This window comes from Streptomyces sp. NBC_00209 (genome assembly GCF_045206345.1).
GTDB lineage: Bacteria > Actinomycetota > Actinomycetes > Streptomycetales > Streptomycetaceae > Streptomyces.
On record NZ_CP108121.1, the window covers coordinates 2,686,887 to 2,702,660 of the forward strand.

Genomic DNA, 15,774 nt, shown 5'->3' on the forward strand with positions numbered 1-15,774 from the left:
CACGCAAACAGCCTACGGCTCCGGCGCGGCCCGCCCCGCGCCCCGTACGGCATCCCGGCCCGTGCGGTCCCTGCTGCTACCGTCACCGGGTATACGCGGAGTACGTGTAAACGCTTGTACGACTTACGGCACGCGACAGCGAAAGAGGCACGCACGGTGGCAAGGGGCAGCTCGGGAATCGTGGCCGCGCTCACCGCGGCGGCCGTCGTGGGGGTCGGCTTCCTGGCGTACCAGGCTTCCGCGCATGTGCCGGACGACCTGACCACGAAGCCGAAGGCGTCGAGCAGCGCCTCGGCGTCCGCGCCGGCCGGGGGCCACGGCAAGGCCAAGCCGAAGAAGGACCCGCTCGCCGTTCCCGCCGGCTCCGGCACCGGGGCGCGGGTCGTCTACGCGCTGCACGACCGCCGGGTGTGGCTGGTCGACGCGAAGGGGAAGGCGTCCCGGACGTTCAAGGTCATGCCGAGCACGGTGCTCGCGGCGCCGGGCACGTACCACGTGACGTCGCGCTCGGGCAGCGTGACGGGCTCCGACGGCGTGCCGATCGAGCACGTGGTGCGGTTCGCGACGGTGGACGACGTGACGATCGGCTTCAGCGCCGCGCAGGACGGGGCGATGGAGGAGCCGGATCCCACGGTGAAGGCGGGGGGCGTGCGGATGTCGCGGGGCGACGGGGATGCGGTGTGGCGGTTCGCCACGGTGGGGGCGACCGTCGTGGTGGTCCCGTAGCCCGGGGCCCGGCCCCGTCGCGGTGTCCTCAATCGCCGGACGGGCTGTTTTTCTGCGGGGCCTCGTCTGCACGCGTCACAGATGTCCTCAATCGCCGGACGGGCTTGATGTGCCGGGCGGGCTTGGTTTGCCGGGGCGGCTTGACGGGTGGTGTTGATACCGCGTTCGCTGCCGCGCCCGCTGCCAGCAGGGCAGTCATCGATACCGCCGGTCGCGGGTCCGGGGTGCGCTCGGACGTCGGCATAAATGCCTCCTGGGGCTCCGGTGGAAGGCGTGGTTAGGTAGACCTAACCCGCTCTCGTCCTCCATGTCACCATGTCCGCCCCGTCTCGCGCAACATTTTGCCGACACCGCGTCGGAAACAGCGGGGCGGTCAGGCCCACGGCGTCCAGGACTCGTTCCGCAGGCCCGCCCAGCGCGTCCCGACGCCCACCAGGGTCACCGTGCGGCGTTCGTCGTCGGTGTCGCCCACCGCGCGGTCGATGAAGACCTGGAGCCGGTCGTCCGAGAGCTCCTCGACCTTGCCGTCGCCCCACTCCACGACCACCACGGACTCCGGCAGCGACACGTCGAGGTCCAGGTCCTCCATCTCGTCCAGCCCGCCGCCCAGGCGGTACGCGTCGACGTGGACCAGCGCGGGCCCCCCGGACAGCGGCGGGTGGACGCGGGCGATCACGAACGTGGGGGACGTCACCGCACCCCGCACCCCCAGGCCCTCGCCGAGCCCCCGGGTCAGGGTCGTCTTGCCGGCGCCCAGCTCACCGGTGAGCATCACGAGGTCGCCGGGACGCAGCGCGGCGGCGAGCCGGCGGCCCAGGGCCCGCATCTGTTCGGGGGAGTCGAGGGAGAGGCGCACACGGACGGCGCCGGGGACGTGTCCGTACGCGGTGGCCTCAGCGGCCGTCGGGCTGTTCTGCGGTTCCATGCCCGCCAACGTTAGAGGACTCCGGTACGGCTCCGGCCCGCACCAGCAGGTCCGCGAGCCGGTCGGTCACCGTCTCGGGGTGCTCCAGCATCACCAGGTGCCCGGCGTCCGGCACGATGACGAGTTCCGCGTCGGGCAGCAGGTCCGCGATGGCCTCGCTGTGCGAGCTGGGCGTCACCAGGTCCTTGTCACCGGCCAGGATGAGGACCGGGAGCTCGCGGAAGAGGGGCAGGGCCGCGCTCTTGTCGTGTTCCGCGAAGGCCGGGTAGAACTCGGCGACCACGTCGATCGGGGTGGACTCGATGAGCCGTTCCGCGAACCGCGCGACGGCCGGGTCGACGTCCCGGGAGCCGAAGGAGTACCGCTTGATCAGCCCGGCGAACAGGTCGGCGGTCGCCCGGCGCCCCCGCTCCACCAGCTCCGCCTGCGAGCCGAGCGCCCGCAGCACCCCGGGGAGGACGCGCCGCACGGCGTTGACGCCCATCACGGGCAGCCCGAAGCTGACCTCGTTCAGCCGGCCGCTCGACGTACCGACGAAGGCGACGGCGGCGACCCGGTCGCGGAGCAGTTCCGGGTACTGGTCGGCGAGCGCCATGATCGTCATACCGCCCATGGAGTGGCCGACGAGGACGAGCGGGCCCTCGGGGGCCGCCGCGTCGATGACGGCCTTGAGGTCGCGGCCGAGCTGGTCGATGCCGACGGGCACCCCGCCCCCGGCGCGGGCCTGGGCGCGGCCGCGCTCGGAGCGGCCGTGGCTGCGCTGGTCCCAGTGGACGGTGCGCACGAGGCCGCGCAGGGCGGCGCGCTGGAAGTGCCAGGAGTCCTGGCCGAGGCAGTAGCCGTGGCTGAAGACGACGGTGACGGGCGCGGGTGCCTTGCGCCCGAAGAGGCGGCGCCTGCGGGAGCCCGAGGGAGCGGTGTCCTCGGGCGGATCGACCTCGTCCACCTCGTAGTAGAGCTGGGTGCCGTCGTCGGCGGTGGCCCGGCCGGGTGTCCCGCGCAGCGCGCCGTACGGGCCGGTGGCGTCCAGGGCGAGGCGGGCGCGTTGCCGCATGCCCCGGCCGACGGTCAGCCGCTCCACGGCGACCCCGGCCGCGGCCCCGGCGGCGAGCACGCCTATGGCGGCCCCGGCGATGCCCGCCCGGCGCCAGCCGGCCCCCGAGGCGGCCGCCGTCGCCACCACGTCACCCGTGCTGAAGTCGCTCACCCGTGCCCCGCTCCTCGTGGGTCGTGTCAGTCGGTCGTGGCGCCCAGGTGGACGCGCGGTACCCGGGCCCCGATCCGGGTGACGATCTCGTACGCGATGGTGCCGGCGGCCTCCGCCCAGTCCTCGGCGCCCGGCTCGCCCCGGTCGCCGGGCCCGAACAGCACCGCCTCGCTGCCCGCCGCCACCTCGTCGCCGTCCAGGTCCACGACGAACTGGTCCATGGCGACCCGGCCCGCGATCGTCCGCCGCGCCCCGCCGACCAGGACCGGGCCCCGGCCGGACGCGTGGCGCGGGATGCCGTCGGCGTAACCGAGGGGCACCAGGGCGAGGGTGGTCTCGCGGGGGGTCGTGTAGTGGTGGCCATAGCTGATGCCGTGGCCGGCCGGGACCTGCTTGACCAGGGCGACGGACGCGGCGAGCGTCATCACGGGGCGCAGCCCGAAGTCGGCGGGGGTGCCCAGCTCCGGGCTGGGCGAGATGCCGTACATGGCGATCCCGGTCCGCACCAGGTCGAAGTGGGACTCGGGGACGGTCAGGGTCGCCGGGGAGTTGGCGATGTGCCGCACCTCCGGCTCGATGCCGGCCTTCTCCGCGTACGCCACCATGTCGCGGAAGGTGTCCAGCTGGGCGGTGATCGAGGGGTGGCCCGGCTCGTCGGCGCAGGCGAAGTGGGACCAGAGGCCGGTGACGCGGACGGTGCCCGCGTGCTCGGCGGTGCGGGCGGCGGCGACCAGTTCGGGCCAGTCGGCGGGCTGGCAGCCGGCCCGGCCGAGTCCGGTGTCGGCCTTGAGGTGGATCCGGGCGGTCCGGCCGGCCGCCGCGGCGGCCTCGGTGACCTCGTCCAGCGCCCACATGCCGCTGACCGACACGTCGATGTCGGCCTCGATCGCCTCGCGCCAGGGCCCGCCCGGGGTCCAGAGCCAGCACAGCATCCGGCCGTCGAGCCCGGCCGCGCGCAGGGCCAGCGCCTCCTGCGGCGTCGCGGTGCCCAGCCAGGCGGCGCCCGCCTCCCGCGCGGCGCGCGCGCAGGGGACCGCGCCGTGCCCGTAGGCGTCGGCCTTGACCACGGCCATCAGGTGCGCCCCGGCCGCCCGGGCACGCAGGACGCGCACGTTGGCGCGGAGTGCGGCGAGGTCGATCTCGGCACGGGCTCGCAAGGACGCTGTCTCGTTCATATCGCGCCCAGTCTCTCAGAGCCGCCCGAGCGGGCCGGTCCGGCGGGGCGCGTCAGCGGTGGCGCAGCGCGTGTTCCAGATGGTCGGCGAGGACCGGTACGTGGCTGTGCTCGACGTCCTTGACCGCCGTCACGAGCGTCACCGGGCCGCCCTCGCGGACCAGCCCGGCCAGCTCGTCCACGGCCGCCGACTCGGCCGGACCGGCGAGTTCCGCCCGGTAGCGCTCCACGAAGGTGTCGTAGCGGGTGGCGGAGCGGTCCTCGTGGTACCAGGAGCGCAGCTCGTCGGACGGGGTGAGGTCCTTGAGCCAGCGGTCGATCGCGGCCTTCTCCTTGGACACCCCGCGCGGCCACAGCCGGTCCACCAGGACGCGGGTGCCGTCCCCCTCCTCCACCCCGTCGTACACCCGGCGTACGCGCACGTCACCGCTGCTGCTCACGGCCGGTCACCTCTCCTCGGACGGTCGGCTCTCCTCAGCTTCGCTCAGGCCCGGACGTCCCGCCACGCCCCGGGGATCGCGTCGGCGACGTCCATCGCGGCGAGCGGGGAGCCGTCGGCGGCGCGGCGGGCGGCGAGCCCGTGCAGATAGGCCCCGGCCGATGCGGCGTCGAGCGGGGCGAGTCCGGCGGCGAGCAGCGAGCCGGTGAGGCCGGAGAGCACGTCACCGCTGCCGGCGGTGGCCAGCCACGGGGTGCCGGTCGGGTTGACCCGGACCGGGGTGTGCGGGGTGTCGGTGGCGATGAGGGTGGTCGAGCCCTTGAGCAGGACCGTGGCGCCGAACCGCCGGGCGAGCTCCCGTACGGCGGCGAGCCGCCCCGCCTCGACCTCCTCGCGCGCCACGCCGAGCAGCGCGGCGGCCTCCCCGGCGTGCGGGGTGAGGACGGTGGGCGCGGTACGGGCCCGCACCACGTCCGGGTCGAGGAGCCGCAGCCCGTCCGCGTCGACCAGCACCGGCACCTCGGTGGCCAGCACGTCGGAGACGGCCGCCACGGCCTCGGTGCCGTCGCCGAGCCCGGGGCCGGCGACCCACGCCTGCACCCGCCCGGCCTCCGAGGGGCGGCCCGCGTGGACCAGGGCCTCCGGATGCCGGGCGATGACCGCGTCGCCGCCGGGGCCCGCGTAGCGCACGGCGCCCGCCCCGGCGCGCAGCGCCCCGGAGACGGCGAGGACGGCGGCGCCCGGGTAGCGCGCCGATCCGGCGGCGATGCCGACGACACCGCGCCGGTACTTGTCGCTCTCGGCGGCCGGCACGGGGAGCAGCGCGGCCACGTCCGCGTACTGGAGCGCCTCCAGGTCGGGCACGGCGGGGAGTTCGGGCCCGAGGCCGATGTCCACGAGGCGCAGCGCCCCGGACCGTTCGGCGGCCGGGTCCACGAGCAGCGCGGGCTTGTACGCGCCGAAGGTGACGGTGGCGTCGGCGCGCACCGCGTCGCCGGTCACCTCGCCGGTGTCCGCCTCGACCCCGCTGGGCAGGTCGACGGCGACGACGGGCGCGCCGTGCGCGGTGTACTTCCGGACCAGCTCGGCGGCCCCGGGGCGCAGTCCGCCGCGTCCGCCGATGCCGGTGATGGCGTCCACGACGAGGTCGATGCGCCCGGCCCAGTCCTCGTGGGCGGTGCTCTCGGCGCCGTCGACCACGTGTCCGCCCGCCGCGACCAGGGCCGCGCTGCCGCCCTCGTGGGCCCGGCCCGGGGTGACCCGCACGGCGACCACACCCGCGCCGCGCCGCGCGAGCCGGGCTCCCGCGTACAGGGCGTCGCCGCCGTTGGCGCCGGTGCCGACGAGGAGGACGACGCGGGAGCCGTAGACCCGCCCGGCCCGGCGCAGCAGCCCGGCACAGGCAGCGGCGAGCCCGGCGGCGGCGCGCTGCATCAGCACCCCGTCGGAAAGCCGCGCCATGAGGGCCGCTTCGGCGGCCCGTACGGTTTCGACGCTGTAGGCGGTACGCATGCCTTCCAACGTACGCACGTTCAGAGGCGCTTGCAGACCTCAGCCACATCAAGCCCGTCCGGCGATTGAGGACGGAACCGGCCCGCCGGAGCACCCGAGGCCACAGGGGCGGAGCCCCCGTCACCCCTCCGCGATCACCACCGCGGACGCCACCCCCGCGTCGTGGCTGAGCGACACGTGCCAGCTCCGCACCCCCAACCCGGCGGCGCGAGCCGCCACCGTGCCGCGCACCCGCAGCCGCGGCTGCCCGCTCTCCTCCACGTACACCTCGGCGTCCGTCCACAGCAGCCCGGCCGGCGCGCCGAGCGCCTTCGCCAGGGCCTCCTTGGCCGCGAACCGGGCGGCCAGCGAGGCGATCCCGCGCCGCTCACCGCTCGGCAGCAGCAGCTCCGCCTCCACGAACAGCCGCGAAGCGAGTTGCGGCGTACGCTCCAGCGCCGCGTCGAACCGCTCGATCTCCGCCACGTCGATCCCGACCCCGATGATCACGTTCCCACCCTCACTGCTCGGCTCACTCCACGGTGACGGACTTCGCCAGGTTGCGCGGCTGGTCCACCTCGTTGCCGCGGGCCGTCGCGAGTTCGCAGGCGAAGACCTGCAAGGGCACGGTGGCGACCAGCGGCTGAAGCAGCGTAGGCGTTGCGGGGATGCGGATGAGGTGGTCGGCGTACGGGACGACCTCGTCGTCGCCCTCCTCGGCGATGACGACGGTACGGGCGCCCCGGGCCCTGATCTCCTGGATGTTCGAGACGATCTTGCCGTGCAGCACGGACCGCCCGGCCGGGGACGGGACCACGACGACGACGGGAACCCCGTCCTCGATGAGCGCGATCGGCCCGTGCTTCAGCTCACCGGCGGCGAACCCCTCGGCGTGCATGTACGCGAGTTCCTTGAGCTTCAGCGCGCCTTCCAGGGCGACCGGGAAGCCGACGTGCCGGCCGAGGAAGAGCACCGTGTCGTGGGAGGCCAGGGACCGGGCCAGTTCCCGGACCGGCTCCATGGTCTCCAGGACCCGTTCGACCGAGCCGCTGATCTCGGAGAGCTGCCGGATCACGGTCCGGACCTCGTCGCCCCACTTGGTGCCGCGCACCTGGCCCAGGTAGAGGGCGACGAGGTAGCAGGCGACGAGCTGGGTGAGGAACGCCTTGGTGGAGGCGACGGCGACCTCGGGCCCGGCGTGCGTGTAGAGCACGGCGTCGGACTCGCGCGGGATGGTCGAGCCGTTGGTGTTGCAGATGGCGAGGACCTTCGCGCCCTGCTCGCGGGCGTGCCGCAGGGCCATCAGGGTGTCCATGGTCTCGCCGGACTGGGAGATGGCGACGACCAGGGTGTGCGGGTCCAGGATCGGGTCGCGGTAGCGGAACTCGCTGGCGAGCTCGGTCTCGCAGGGGATGCGGGTCCAGTGCTCGATGGCGTACTTGGCGATCATCCCGGCGTGGTACGCGGTGCCGCAGGCGACGATCACCACCTTGTCGACCTCGCGCAGCTCGCCGCGCGTGATGCGGACCTCGTCCAGGTGGAGGGTGCCCTCGGGGTCGATGCGGCCGAGGAGGGTGTCGGTGACGGCCTTCGGCTGCTCGGCGATCTCCTTGAGCATGAAGGACGCGTACCCGCCCTTCTCGGCGGCCGAGGCGTCCCAGTCCACGTGGTACTCGCGGACCTCGGCGGGCCGGCCGTCGAAGCCGGTGACGAGGACGCCGCCCCGGCGCAGCTCCACGACCTGGTCCTGGCCGAGCTCGATCGCGGACCGGGTGTGCTCGATGAACGCGGCGACGTCGGAGGCGAGGAAGGACTCGTCGTCCCCCAGCCCCACGACGAGCGGGGAGTTGCGCCGGGCGCCGACGACGACGTCGGGCGCGTCCGCGAAGACCGCGACCAGGGTGAACGCCCCTTCCAGGCGGCGGCACACCTGGCGCATGGCCTCGGCGGGCTCCCCGCTCTGGCTGTACGCCTCGGCGAGGAGGTGGGCGACGGTCTCGGTGTCGGTCTCGGAGAGCAGGTCGTGGCCGCGCTCGCCGAGCTCGGTGCGCAGGGCGGCGAAGTTCTCGATGATCCCGTTGTGGACGACGGCGACGCGGCCGGCGTTGTCGAGGTGCGGGTGGGCGTTGGCGTCGGTGGGTCCGCCGTGGGTGGCCCAGCGGGTGTGCCCGATCCCGGCGGTGCCGGCCGGGAGCGGGTGTTCGCCGAGCGCCTTCTCCAGGTTGACCAGCTTCCCGGCCTTCTTGGCGGCGGCGAGCCCGCCGTCGGCGAGGACGGCGATGCCGGCGGAGTCGTAGCCCCGGTACTCCAGCCGCTTGAGGCCCGCGACGACGACGTCCTGCGCCGACTGCCCGCCGACGTAACCCACGATTCCGCACATAGTGGTCCCTTCCTGGTCACTAGCCCCCGTTCTTCGCATAATCGCAGAAAACCGGGTCCACCAGCCGATTGAGGGCCACGCGCCGCCGCGCCCTCACCCGGCCCGTACGGCCTCCGGCACGGGTTCCCCGACCCCCTTCGCGGCCACCGGCCGCTCCCCCTTCACCAGCAGCAGGACCGCGACGCCCGCGACGACGCCCACCGCACCGGCCACCACCGCGGCCGTGTTCAGCCCCGAGGCGAACGCCGTCCGCAGCGCGTGCTCCGGCATCCCGGCGGCCCGCAGCCCCGCCGCGCCGCCGCCCGCCAGGGCGTGGGACGTCCCGTCGCCCAGGCTCTCCGCCATCCGGGAGGTCAGCACCGCCCCGAGCACGGCGACCCCGAAGGCGTAACCGAGCTGGCGGAAGGTGTTGACCGCGCCGCCCGCCATCCCGGCCCGCTCCGGCGGGACCGCGGCGAGCGCCGCGCCCGCGATGGCCGGCGAGACCAGTCCCGTACCGATGCCCGCGAGCGCCAGGCCCGGGATCAGGGCGGGCCAGGAGGAGCCCGCGCCCAGGACCGCCTGGGCGAGGGTGCCGGCGCCGATCAGGGCGAGACCGATGCCGATGGTGAAGCGCGGCTGCACCCCGTGCAGCAGCCGGCCGCCGGCGGCGGCGACCACGAACGAGGTCGCGGCGAGCGGCAGGACCGCCAGGCCGCCCTGGACCGGGCTGAGTCCGAGGACCGTCTGCAGCCAGATCGAGGTGTACGGCAGCACGCCGAAGGCCGCCATGTTGAAGGCGAGCGCCCCGGCCATCACCCCGGTGAACGCGGAGGTGTGGAACAGCGACAGGTCGAGCAGTGGGTGCGCGACGCGCAGCTCCACGACGACGAAGCAGACCAGGGCGAGCGCGGCGATCCCGAACGTGGCGAGCGTCTGCCCGGACGCCCAGCCGACGCTGCCCGCCCGGACGACGGCGTACGTGGCCGCCCCGGCGAACACCGCGAAGGCGGCGGTCCCCGCCCAGTCGGTGCGCCGGTCCCGCGCCCCGTGCGACTCGGGCACGGTCCTGCCGGTCAGCCAGATGGCGGCGACGCTCACGGGGAGGTTGACGAAGAAGATCCACCGCCAGCCGGGCCCCTCGGTCAGCAGCCCGCCGACCACGGGCCCGATCGCGGCGGCGCCCCCGGCCACCGCGCCCCAGAGCCCGAGCGCCACGGACCGGTCCTTGCCCTGGTAGACCGAGGCGAGCAGCGGCAGCGTCGTCGCGAACATCGCGGCGGCCCCCACGCCCTGGACGGCGCGCGCCGCCACCAGCAGGCCCGGCGAGGCGGCGAGCCCGCAGGCCAGCGAGGCGGCGGCGAAGAGCGCGACGCCGATGACGTGCACCCGGCGCCGGCCGAGCCGGTCGGCCGCCGCGCCTATGCCGAGGAGCAGGGCGGCCAGCGCCAGGGCGTAGCCGTCGATGACCCATTGCAGATCGGAGAGCGAGGCGTCGAGCGCCCCCGCCATGTCGGGCAGTGCCACGATGACGATCGTGACGTCCAGCAGCAGCATGAACGTCCCCAGACAGACCGCGGTGAGCGGCCCCCACTTACGCATGTCCTTTGTTCCTTCTCCCGTACGGGTTCCGTATGACCGGCGGCCACCCCCGTACGATCGGACGGAGGCGGCCGGAATCCCCAGCCAGCGATGCCCCGGCGCCGGAATCCGACACGGAAGGGGCCTTCGGCAGTGGAATCACCCACCCGGGGCGACGTCCTGGACCTGCGCATCCTGCACGCGCTGGAGCTGGACGCCCGCGCGCCCTTCAGCCGGATCGCGGCCGTCCTCGGCGTCTCCGACCAGACGGTCGCGCGCCGCTTCCGCGCTTTGCGGGCGGAAGGCGGGCTGCGGGTCGTCGGAGTCCGGTGCGCCACGTCCGACGAGCCGTTCGAGCACTGGCTGCTGCGGGTGCGGTGCGCGCCGGAGGGCGCGACGGCCATCGCGGAGGCCCTGGCCAAGCGCCCCGACACCGCCTGGGTCGGGCTGACCTCGGGCGGCACGGAGGTGACCTGCACGGCCAACGTCCGCAACCGGGGCGACGCGGACGACCTGCTCCTCGGCAAGCTGCCGCGCACCCCGCACATCGTGGACATCCGCGCGCACCAGCTGCTGCACCGGTACTACGGCGGCCCGAGCGGCTGGCTGCACAAGAGCACCGCGCTGACGGCCGAGGAGACCGCCGCCCTGGCCCCGGCCCCCGACCCCGGCCCGCCCGGCCCGCGGGTCATCACCGCCGACGACGAATCCCTGGTCGCCGCGGTGGAACGGGACGGCCGGGTCACGTACGCCGAACTCCAGAGCGCGACCGGCCTCTCCGAATCGGCCGTCCGGCGCCGCCTGGCCCGGCTGATCGCGTCCGGCGCGCTGTACGTGGACGTGGAGTTCGACTCCGGCTACTTCGGCTTCCGCAACTCCAGCATGCTCTGCGTCACCGCCGCCCCCCGCGCCCTCCACGCGGTGGGCGAGGCCCTCGGTGCCGACCCCGAGGTGGCGTACGCGGCGGCCACCACGGGTCCGTCGAATCTGATGGCCGTCGTGATCACCCGCGATTCCGGCCACTTGTACCGCTACCTCAGCGAGCGCCTGGGCGGCCTGGACGGCGTCGAGCACGTGGAGTCGATGCCGCTGCTGCGCCGCGTGAAGCAGCTGACGTACCGGCCGTTCCGGGGGTAGGACGCTCCTGCGGTAAAGTCGGAATGGCTCATACTTTGATGCGTTCCGACTTCATGGAGGACCAGTGGCCTTCACCGGGCGCGGCCGCGAGCTGCGCATCCTCGGGTCGTGGCTGGAGCGGGTCGTCGCGGGCTCCGGCGGCAGTACCGGACAGGCGCTGGTGGTCAAGGGTCGGCGGCGGATCGGCAAGACCCGGCTGGTGCAGGAGTTCTGCGCCCGGTCGGACCGGCCTTACGTCTTCTTCCAGGCGACCCGGAGCCAGCCGGCGCCGCTCGCCCGGCGGGCGCTGTTCGACGCGGTCGCCGGCGGTCAGGGGATGCGGGACCACGGTGCGGCGCTGGAGCACGCCGCCGCCCCCGAGGACTGGTTGCGGACGCTGGCCGCCGTGGGCGCCGCCCTGCCCTCCGACGAGCCGGTGATCCTCGTCCTGGACGAGGTTCCCTGGCTCTCCGAGGCGGACCCGGGCTTCGACGCGGCACTCAAGACCGCCTGGGACATGCACCTCTCCGCCAAGCCGGTGCTCCTGCTGCTGCTCGGCTCCGACCTGGCGATGATGGACCGGCTGACCTCGTACGACCATCCGTTCTACGGCCGGGCCGGCCAGTACACCGTGGGGCCGCTCAGCCCGGCCGACGTACAGGACTCGACCGGTCTGGACGCGGGGGCGGCGCTCGACGCCTACCTCGTCTCCGGGGGCTTCCCCGAGCTGGTCACCGGCTGGCGTACCGGAGAGCCGGTCGCCGCGTATCTCGACCGTCAGGTGGAGGACCCGTCGTCGGTCCTGCTCACCACGGGCGAGCGGTCCCTCGCGGCGGAGTTCCCCGCACGTCTCCAGGCGGGTCGGGTGCTCCGGGCGATCGGCTCCGGGGAGCGGACGTTCTCCGGTATCGCCGCGAGCACGGGAGGGACCGACGGGCGGGCGCTCGCGCACGGCACGCTCGCCCCGATACTGACCGAGCTCACAGAGGCCAAGCGGATCGTCGCCGCCGACGTCCCGCTCTCCACCCAGCCGGCCCCCAAGCTCAAGCGCTACCGCATCGCCGACACGTATCTGCGCTTCTGGCTGGCTTACCTGGAGGACGCCGTCGCCCAGGCCGAGAGAGGCAGGGGCGAGATCTCGGCCGCGCGCGTCCAGCGCTCCTGGCCGTCGTGGCGGGGCCGGGCCGTGGAGCCGGTGATCAGGGAGTCCCTGGCCCGGCGCATTCCCGACGACCTCTTCCCGGAGGCCGTGGAGACCGGCGGCTGGTGGAACCGACAGAACAACCCGGAGGTCGACCTCGTCGGCGCCGACGCCGCACCGGTGGCGGGTCGCGTCTGCTTCGTCGGCTCGGTCAAATGGCGCGACGAGTCCCCGTTCGGCGCGCGCGACCTCGCGGAACTCGCCGTCTCCGCCCAGCAGGTACCGGGCGCCCAGGACGCCCCCCTCGTCGCGGTGAGCCGCATGCCCCCGACGGAGACGGCGGCGGCGGGCCTGGCCGCGCACTGGGGCCCGGAGGACGTCATCGCGGCGTGGCGCTGACCGCCCGCCGGGTCAGTCCGCCGCACCCGGCGACCGCAGCCACCCCCCGGACCGCGCCACCTCCCCCGCCACGCGCAGGAGTTGGGCGGTGACCGGGCGGGCCGTACGGCCCCGGGTGAGGAGGTGGAGTTCGATGGCGGCTCCTCCGGTCAGGGGGCGCCAGACCAGCCCGGCGGGCAGACTCGGGGCGGCGGAGTCGCCGACGATCGAGACCGCCTCGCCCCGGGCGACCGGGGTGTGGCCGGCGTCGAACGTCAGGGGGCGGAGGAGGAGTCCGGGATCGGCGCCCGCCTCGGCCAGGAGCGCCGTGATCGCGTCGTAGTGGCCCGGGTTGGCCTCGCGCGGGTGGATCAGGAGCGTTTCCGGGGACAGCTCGGCCGGGTCCACGGCGAGCCGCGCCGCGAGGCGGTGGGCGGCGGACATCAGGACGCCCTGCGGTTCCAGCCGTACGAGCGTCCGCACCAGCTCGGGCGTCGGCGGCGGGCAGCGGACCAGGCCCGCGTCGAGGGTGCCGTCGGCGACACCGGACAGGATCCCGGCGGTGGGCAGCAGCCGGGTGTCGGCGGTGATGCCGGGCAGCCGGTCCGCGAGGGCGGCGAGGATCGCGGGGGCCGTCTCGTAACTCGTACTCATGCTGTAGCCGAGCACCAGCGTGCCGCTCTCGCCCCCGGCGAAGCCGCGCACCTCGCGCCAGAGGCGGTCCGCCTCCTCGCAGAGGGCGGCGCCGCGCTCCGTCAACAGCCGCCCGGCCTCCGTGGGTTCGACGGAGTGCGTGGTGCGGTCCAGGAGCCGTACGCCCAACTCCCGCTCCAGCTCCCGTATCTGGCGGCTGAGCGCGGGCTGCGCGACGTGCAGGCGCTCGGCGGCCCGGGTGAAGTTGCGTTCCTCCGCCACGGCCAGGAAGTAGCGCAGGCGCCGTAGATCCGACATGCGGAACAGCATATGAGCTGCCGTGATGCCGGGCGGTTCTGAAGCGATCGGGAACAGGTCTTTCCCTGCGCGGCCCCGGTCTCCGTAGCGTCGGGGGCAACACGGAGGAAGGGACTCACGATCATGCACAGCACCCCCAAGGACGTCGTCCTCGACTACATGAAGACCCTCGCCGCGGGCGACATGGACCGGCTGAGGGCGTTCTTCGACGCCGACGCCACCTGGACACTCGCCGGTGACCTGCCCGTCTCGGGCACCTGGACCGGGCCGGACGAGATCTTCGACGAGTTCGTGGCGGCGATGACCGCCCGGCTGGTGCCGGAGACCGTGGAGATCGAGTTCCTGGACGTCCTCGCGGAGGGCGAGCGGGTGCTCGCGGAGTGGAAGACGCGCGGGCTGACCCGGAAGGGCGCCCGCTACGACCAGCACTGCCTGGCCGTGTTCACCGTGCGCGACGGCCGGATCGCCGCCGTCCGGGAGCACTTCGACACCCTGCACGCCCACACCGTCGTCTTCGCCTGAGGAGCTGAGGAGCTGAGGAGCCCGCCATGCGCGCACACCTACCCGCCGCCGAAGCCGGCGGCACCGTCCGGATCGGCGAGGCCCCCGAGCCCGCCCCCGCCGCCGACGAGGCCCTGGTCGCGGTCGAGGCGTACTCGGTCAACCGCGGCGAGACCTTCCAGCTCGACGGCCGACTGGACCGCCGGTGGCCCGGCTGGCGGCCCGGCAAGGACGTCGCCGGCACGGTCGTCCGGGCGGCGGCCGACGGCACCGGCCCGGAAGCCGGCACCCGCGTCGTCGCCCACCCGCCCGCGTACGGCTGGGCCGAGCGCGTCGCGGTCCCGGTGCACAGCCTGGCCGCGCTCCCCGACAGCGTCGACGCGGTGACGGCGGCGGCCCTCCCGCTGGCCGGGATCACCGCGCTGCGCCTGCTGCGCGCGGCCGGTCCGGTGGCGGGGCGGCGGGTCCTGCTGACCGGGGCGAGCGGGGGCGTCGGCCACTACGTCACGGAGCTGGCGGCGTCCTCGGGCGCGGCGGTGACGGCGGTCTGCGCGACCCGGGAGCGCGGGGCGCGGCTGCTGGAGCTGGGCGCCGAGGCGGTGGTGACGTCGCCGAAGGAGGCGGCGGGCCCGTACGACGTGGTCCTGGAGTCGGTGGGCGGCGACTCGCTGCCGGCCGCGCTGGCCCGGCTGGCCCCGGGCGGCCTCCTGGTCTGGTTCGGCCAGGCGAGCCGCACCCCGGTCACGCTGGACTTCTTCGACTTCTTCGGCGGCCCGGCCCAGGCCCGTATCGCCCATTTCGACTACACCCGCGCCGACACCCCGTACGCGGCCGAACTCGCCACCCTGGTACGGCTGGTGGCGAGCGGGCGGCTGCACCCGGAGATCGGCTCGGTCCGCGACTGGTCGCGCACCGGGGACGCCGTCGCGGACATCCGGGCGCGCCGGGTGCGGGGGAACGCGGTGCTTACGGTGGGATGAGAAGCCGGGGCGGTGTACGGCGATGAGTCCGGGCCGCCCGGGGAGTCACCCCTCGCGTTGTCACCCATCACCGGGAGAAGAGCACCCATGACCCAACTGCTGAAGGTCCAGAACTTCACCGTCTCCGCCGACGGCGTCGCCTGCGGGGAGAACCAGACCCTGGAGCGGCCCTTCGGCCATGTCGACCCGGGGCAGCTGTTCTTCTGGGCCGGGGCGACGGCGAGCTGGCCCAACCGGACCGACCCGGGCGGCAGCCGGGGCCTGGACGACTACATGGCGCGGGACTTCTCGCACCACATCGGCGCCGAGATCATGGGCCGCAACAAGTTCGGTCCGCAGCGCGGCCCGTGGGAGGACCACGCGTGGCAGGGCTGGTGGGGCGACGAGCCGCCGTTCCACACGCCGGTGTTCGTCCTGACGCACCACACGCGCCCCTCCTTCACGCTCTCCGACACCACGTTCCACTTCGTGGACGGCGAGCCCGCCGAGGTCCTGGCCCGGGCCCGGGAGGCCGCGCAGGGCAAGGACGTCCGGCTCGGCGGCGGGGTCTCCACCATCAGGGAGTTCCTGGACGCCGACCTGGTCGACACCCTGCACGTGGCGGTGGCGCCGGTGGAGCTGGGGTCGGGCATGCGGCTGTGGGAGTCCCCGGACGACCTCCGCGACCGCTTCCACCTGGACGTCGTACCGAGCCCGAGCGGAGTGACGCACCACCTGTTCTGGCGGAAGTAGCCCGACGGAGCGGTGCGGCGAGGCCGGGCGTTGCCCGCCGAACGGTACGGGGATGCCGGGCGTTGCATGATCA

15 protein-coding genes are annotated in these 15,774 nt (G+C 74.5%); 6 read left to right on the plus strand and 9 right to left on the minus strand.

From position 1 onward, the window contains the following. Positions 1–180 precede the first annotated feature (180 nt). Positions 181–726 (plus strand): hypothetical protein, encoded by a 546-nt coding sequence (locus tag OG867_RS11750; RefSeq protein WP_406290911.1) that lies wholly within the window; start codon positions 181–183, stop codon positions 724–726. Between the two features lie 373 nt (positions 727–1,099). Here the strand turns inward: OG867_RS11750 and tsaE are convergent, their stop codons facing one another. From tsaE to OG867_RS11790, 8 genes are all read right to left on the minus strand, one after another. After that, on the minus strand, positions 1,100–1,651 hold the full coding sequence (gene tsaE / locus OG867_RS11755; protein WP_406284849.1) for a tRNA (adenosine(37)-N6)-threonylcarbamoyltransferase complex ATPase subunit type 1 TsaE: 552 nt from the start codon (positions 1,649–1,651) through the stop codon (positions 1,100–1,102). Next, complete coding sequence (locus OG867_RS11760; RefSeq protein WP_406284851.1) at positions 1,620–2,858, minus strand: alpha/beta fold hydrolase; 1,239 nt, start codon at positions 2,856–2,858, stop codon at positions 1,620–1,622. The genes tsaE and OG867_RS11760 overlap by 32 nt, the downstream gene beginning before the upstream one ends. 26 nt (positions 2,859–2,884) lie before the next feature. Beyond that, the gene (gene alr / locus OG867_RS11765; RefSeq protein WP_406284853.1) at positions 2,885–4,033 is read right to left on the minus strand and encodes an alanine racemase; all 1,149 of its coding nucleotides are present in this window, start codon (positions 4,031–4,033) and stop codon (positions 2,885–2,887) included. Positions 4,034–4,085: 52 nt separating this feature from the next. Then, positions 4,086–4,472, minus strand: a complete 387-nt coding sequence (locus OG867_RS11770) for a DUF488 domain-containing protein (protein ID WP_406284855.1) — start codon at positions 4,470–4,472, stop codon at positions 4,086–4,088. A 44-nt stretch (positions 4,473–4,516) separates the two neighbouring features. Next, the gene (locus OG867_RS11775) at positions 4,517–5,983 is read right to left on the minus strand and encodes an NAD(P)H-hydrate dehydratase (RefSeq protein WP_406284857.1); all 1,467 of its coding nucleotides are present in this window, start codon (positions 5,981–5,983) and stop codon (positions 4,517–4,519) included. Between the two features lie 120 nt (positions 5,984–6,103). Further along, entirely contained in the window at positions 6,104–6,472 is a 369-nt protein-coding gene (locus OG867_RS11780; protein ID WP_328901812.1) for a holo-ACP synthase, read from the minus strand. Between the two features lie 22 nt (positions 6,473–6,494). Next, positions 6,495–8,342: a glutamine--fructose-6-phosphate transaminase (isomerizing) gene (gene glmS / locus OG867_RS11785; protein ID WP_406284860.1), complete on the minus strand. Its 1,848-nt coding sequence runs from the start codon at positions 8,340–8,342 to the stop codon at positions 6,495–6,497. A gap of 93 nt (positions 8,343–8,435) precedes the next feature. Continuing rightward, positions 8,436–9,923, minus strand: coding sequence for an MFS transporter (locus OG867_RS11790; RefSeq protein WP_406284862.1), 1,488 nt, complete (start codon positions 9,921–9,923; stop codon positions 8,436–8,438). Positions 9,924–10,055: 132 nt separating this feature from the next. On the opposite strand from OG867_RS11790, the gene OG867_RS11795 reads away from it, so the two are divergent. Both OG867_RS11795 and OG867_RS11800 read left to right on the plus strand, forming a co-directional pair. Then, the gene (locus OG867_RS11795; RefSeq protein WP_406284864.1) at positions 10,056–11,039 is read left to right on the plus strand and encodes an Lrp/AsnC family transcriptional regulator; all 984 of its coding nucleotides are present in this window, start codon (positions 10,056–10,058) and stop codon (positions 11,037–11,039) included. Positions 11,040–11,103: 64 nt separating this feature from the next. Then, positions 11,104–12,558, plus strand: a complete 1,455-nt coding sequence (locus OG867_RS11800) for an ATP-binding protein (protein ID WP_406284866.1) — start codon at positions 11,104–11,106, stop codon at positions 12,556–12,558. A 12-nt stretch (positions 12,559–12,570) separates the two neighbouring features. Here OG867_RS11800 and OG867_RS11805 read toward each other — a convergent pair whose 3' ends face one another. Then, entirely contained in the window at positions 12,571–13,488 is a 918-nt protein-coding gene (locus OG867_RS11805; RefSeq protein WP_406284868.1) for a LysR family transcriptional regulator, read from the minus strand. A 123-nt stretch (positions 13,489–13,611) separates the two neighbouring features. On the opposite strand from OG867_RS11805, the gene OG867_RS11810 reads away from it, so the two are divergent. The 3 genes from OG867_RS11810 to OG867_RS11820 all read left to right on the plus strand — a co-directional run bounded on the left by OG867_RS11810 (position 13,612) and on the right by OG867_RS11820 (position 15,701). Next, positions 13,612–14,010 carry a nuclear transport factor 2 family protein gene (locus OG867_RS11810; protein WP_406284870.1) on the plus strand — a complete coding sequence of 133 codons (399 nt, stop codon included), beginning with the start codon at positions 13,612–13,614 and terminating at the stop codon, positions 14,008–14,010. A gap of 26 nt (positions 14,011–14,036) precedes the next feature. Continuing rightward, positions 14,037–14,969, plus strand: a complete 933-nt coding sequence (locus tag OG867_RS11815) for a zinc-binding dehydrogenase (protein WP_406284873.1) — start codon at positions 14,037–14,039, stop codon at positions 14,967–14,969. 87 nt (positions 14,970–15,056) lie between these two features. After that, positions 15,057–15,701 (plus strand): dihydrofolate reductase family protein, encoded by a 645-nt coding sequence (locus tag OG867_RS11820; protein WP_328901805.1) that lies wholly within the window; start codon positions 15,057–15,059, stop codon positions 15,699–15,701. Positions 15,702–15,774 lie beyond the last annotated feature (73 nt).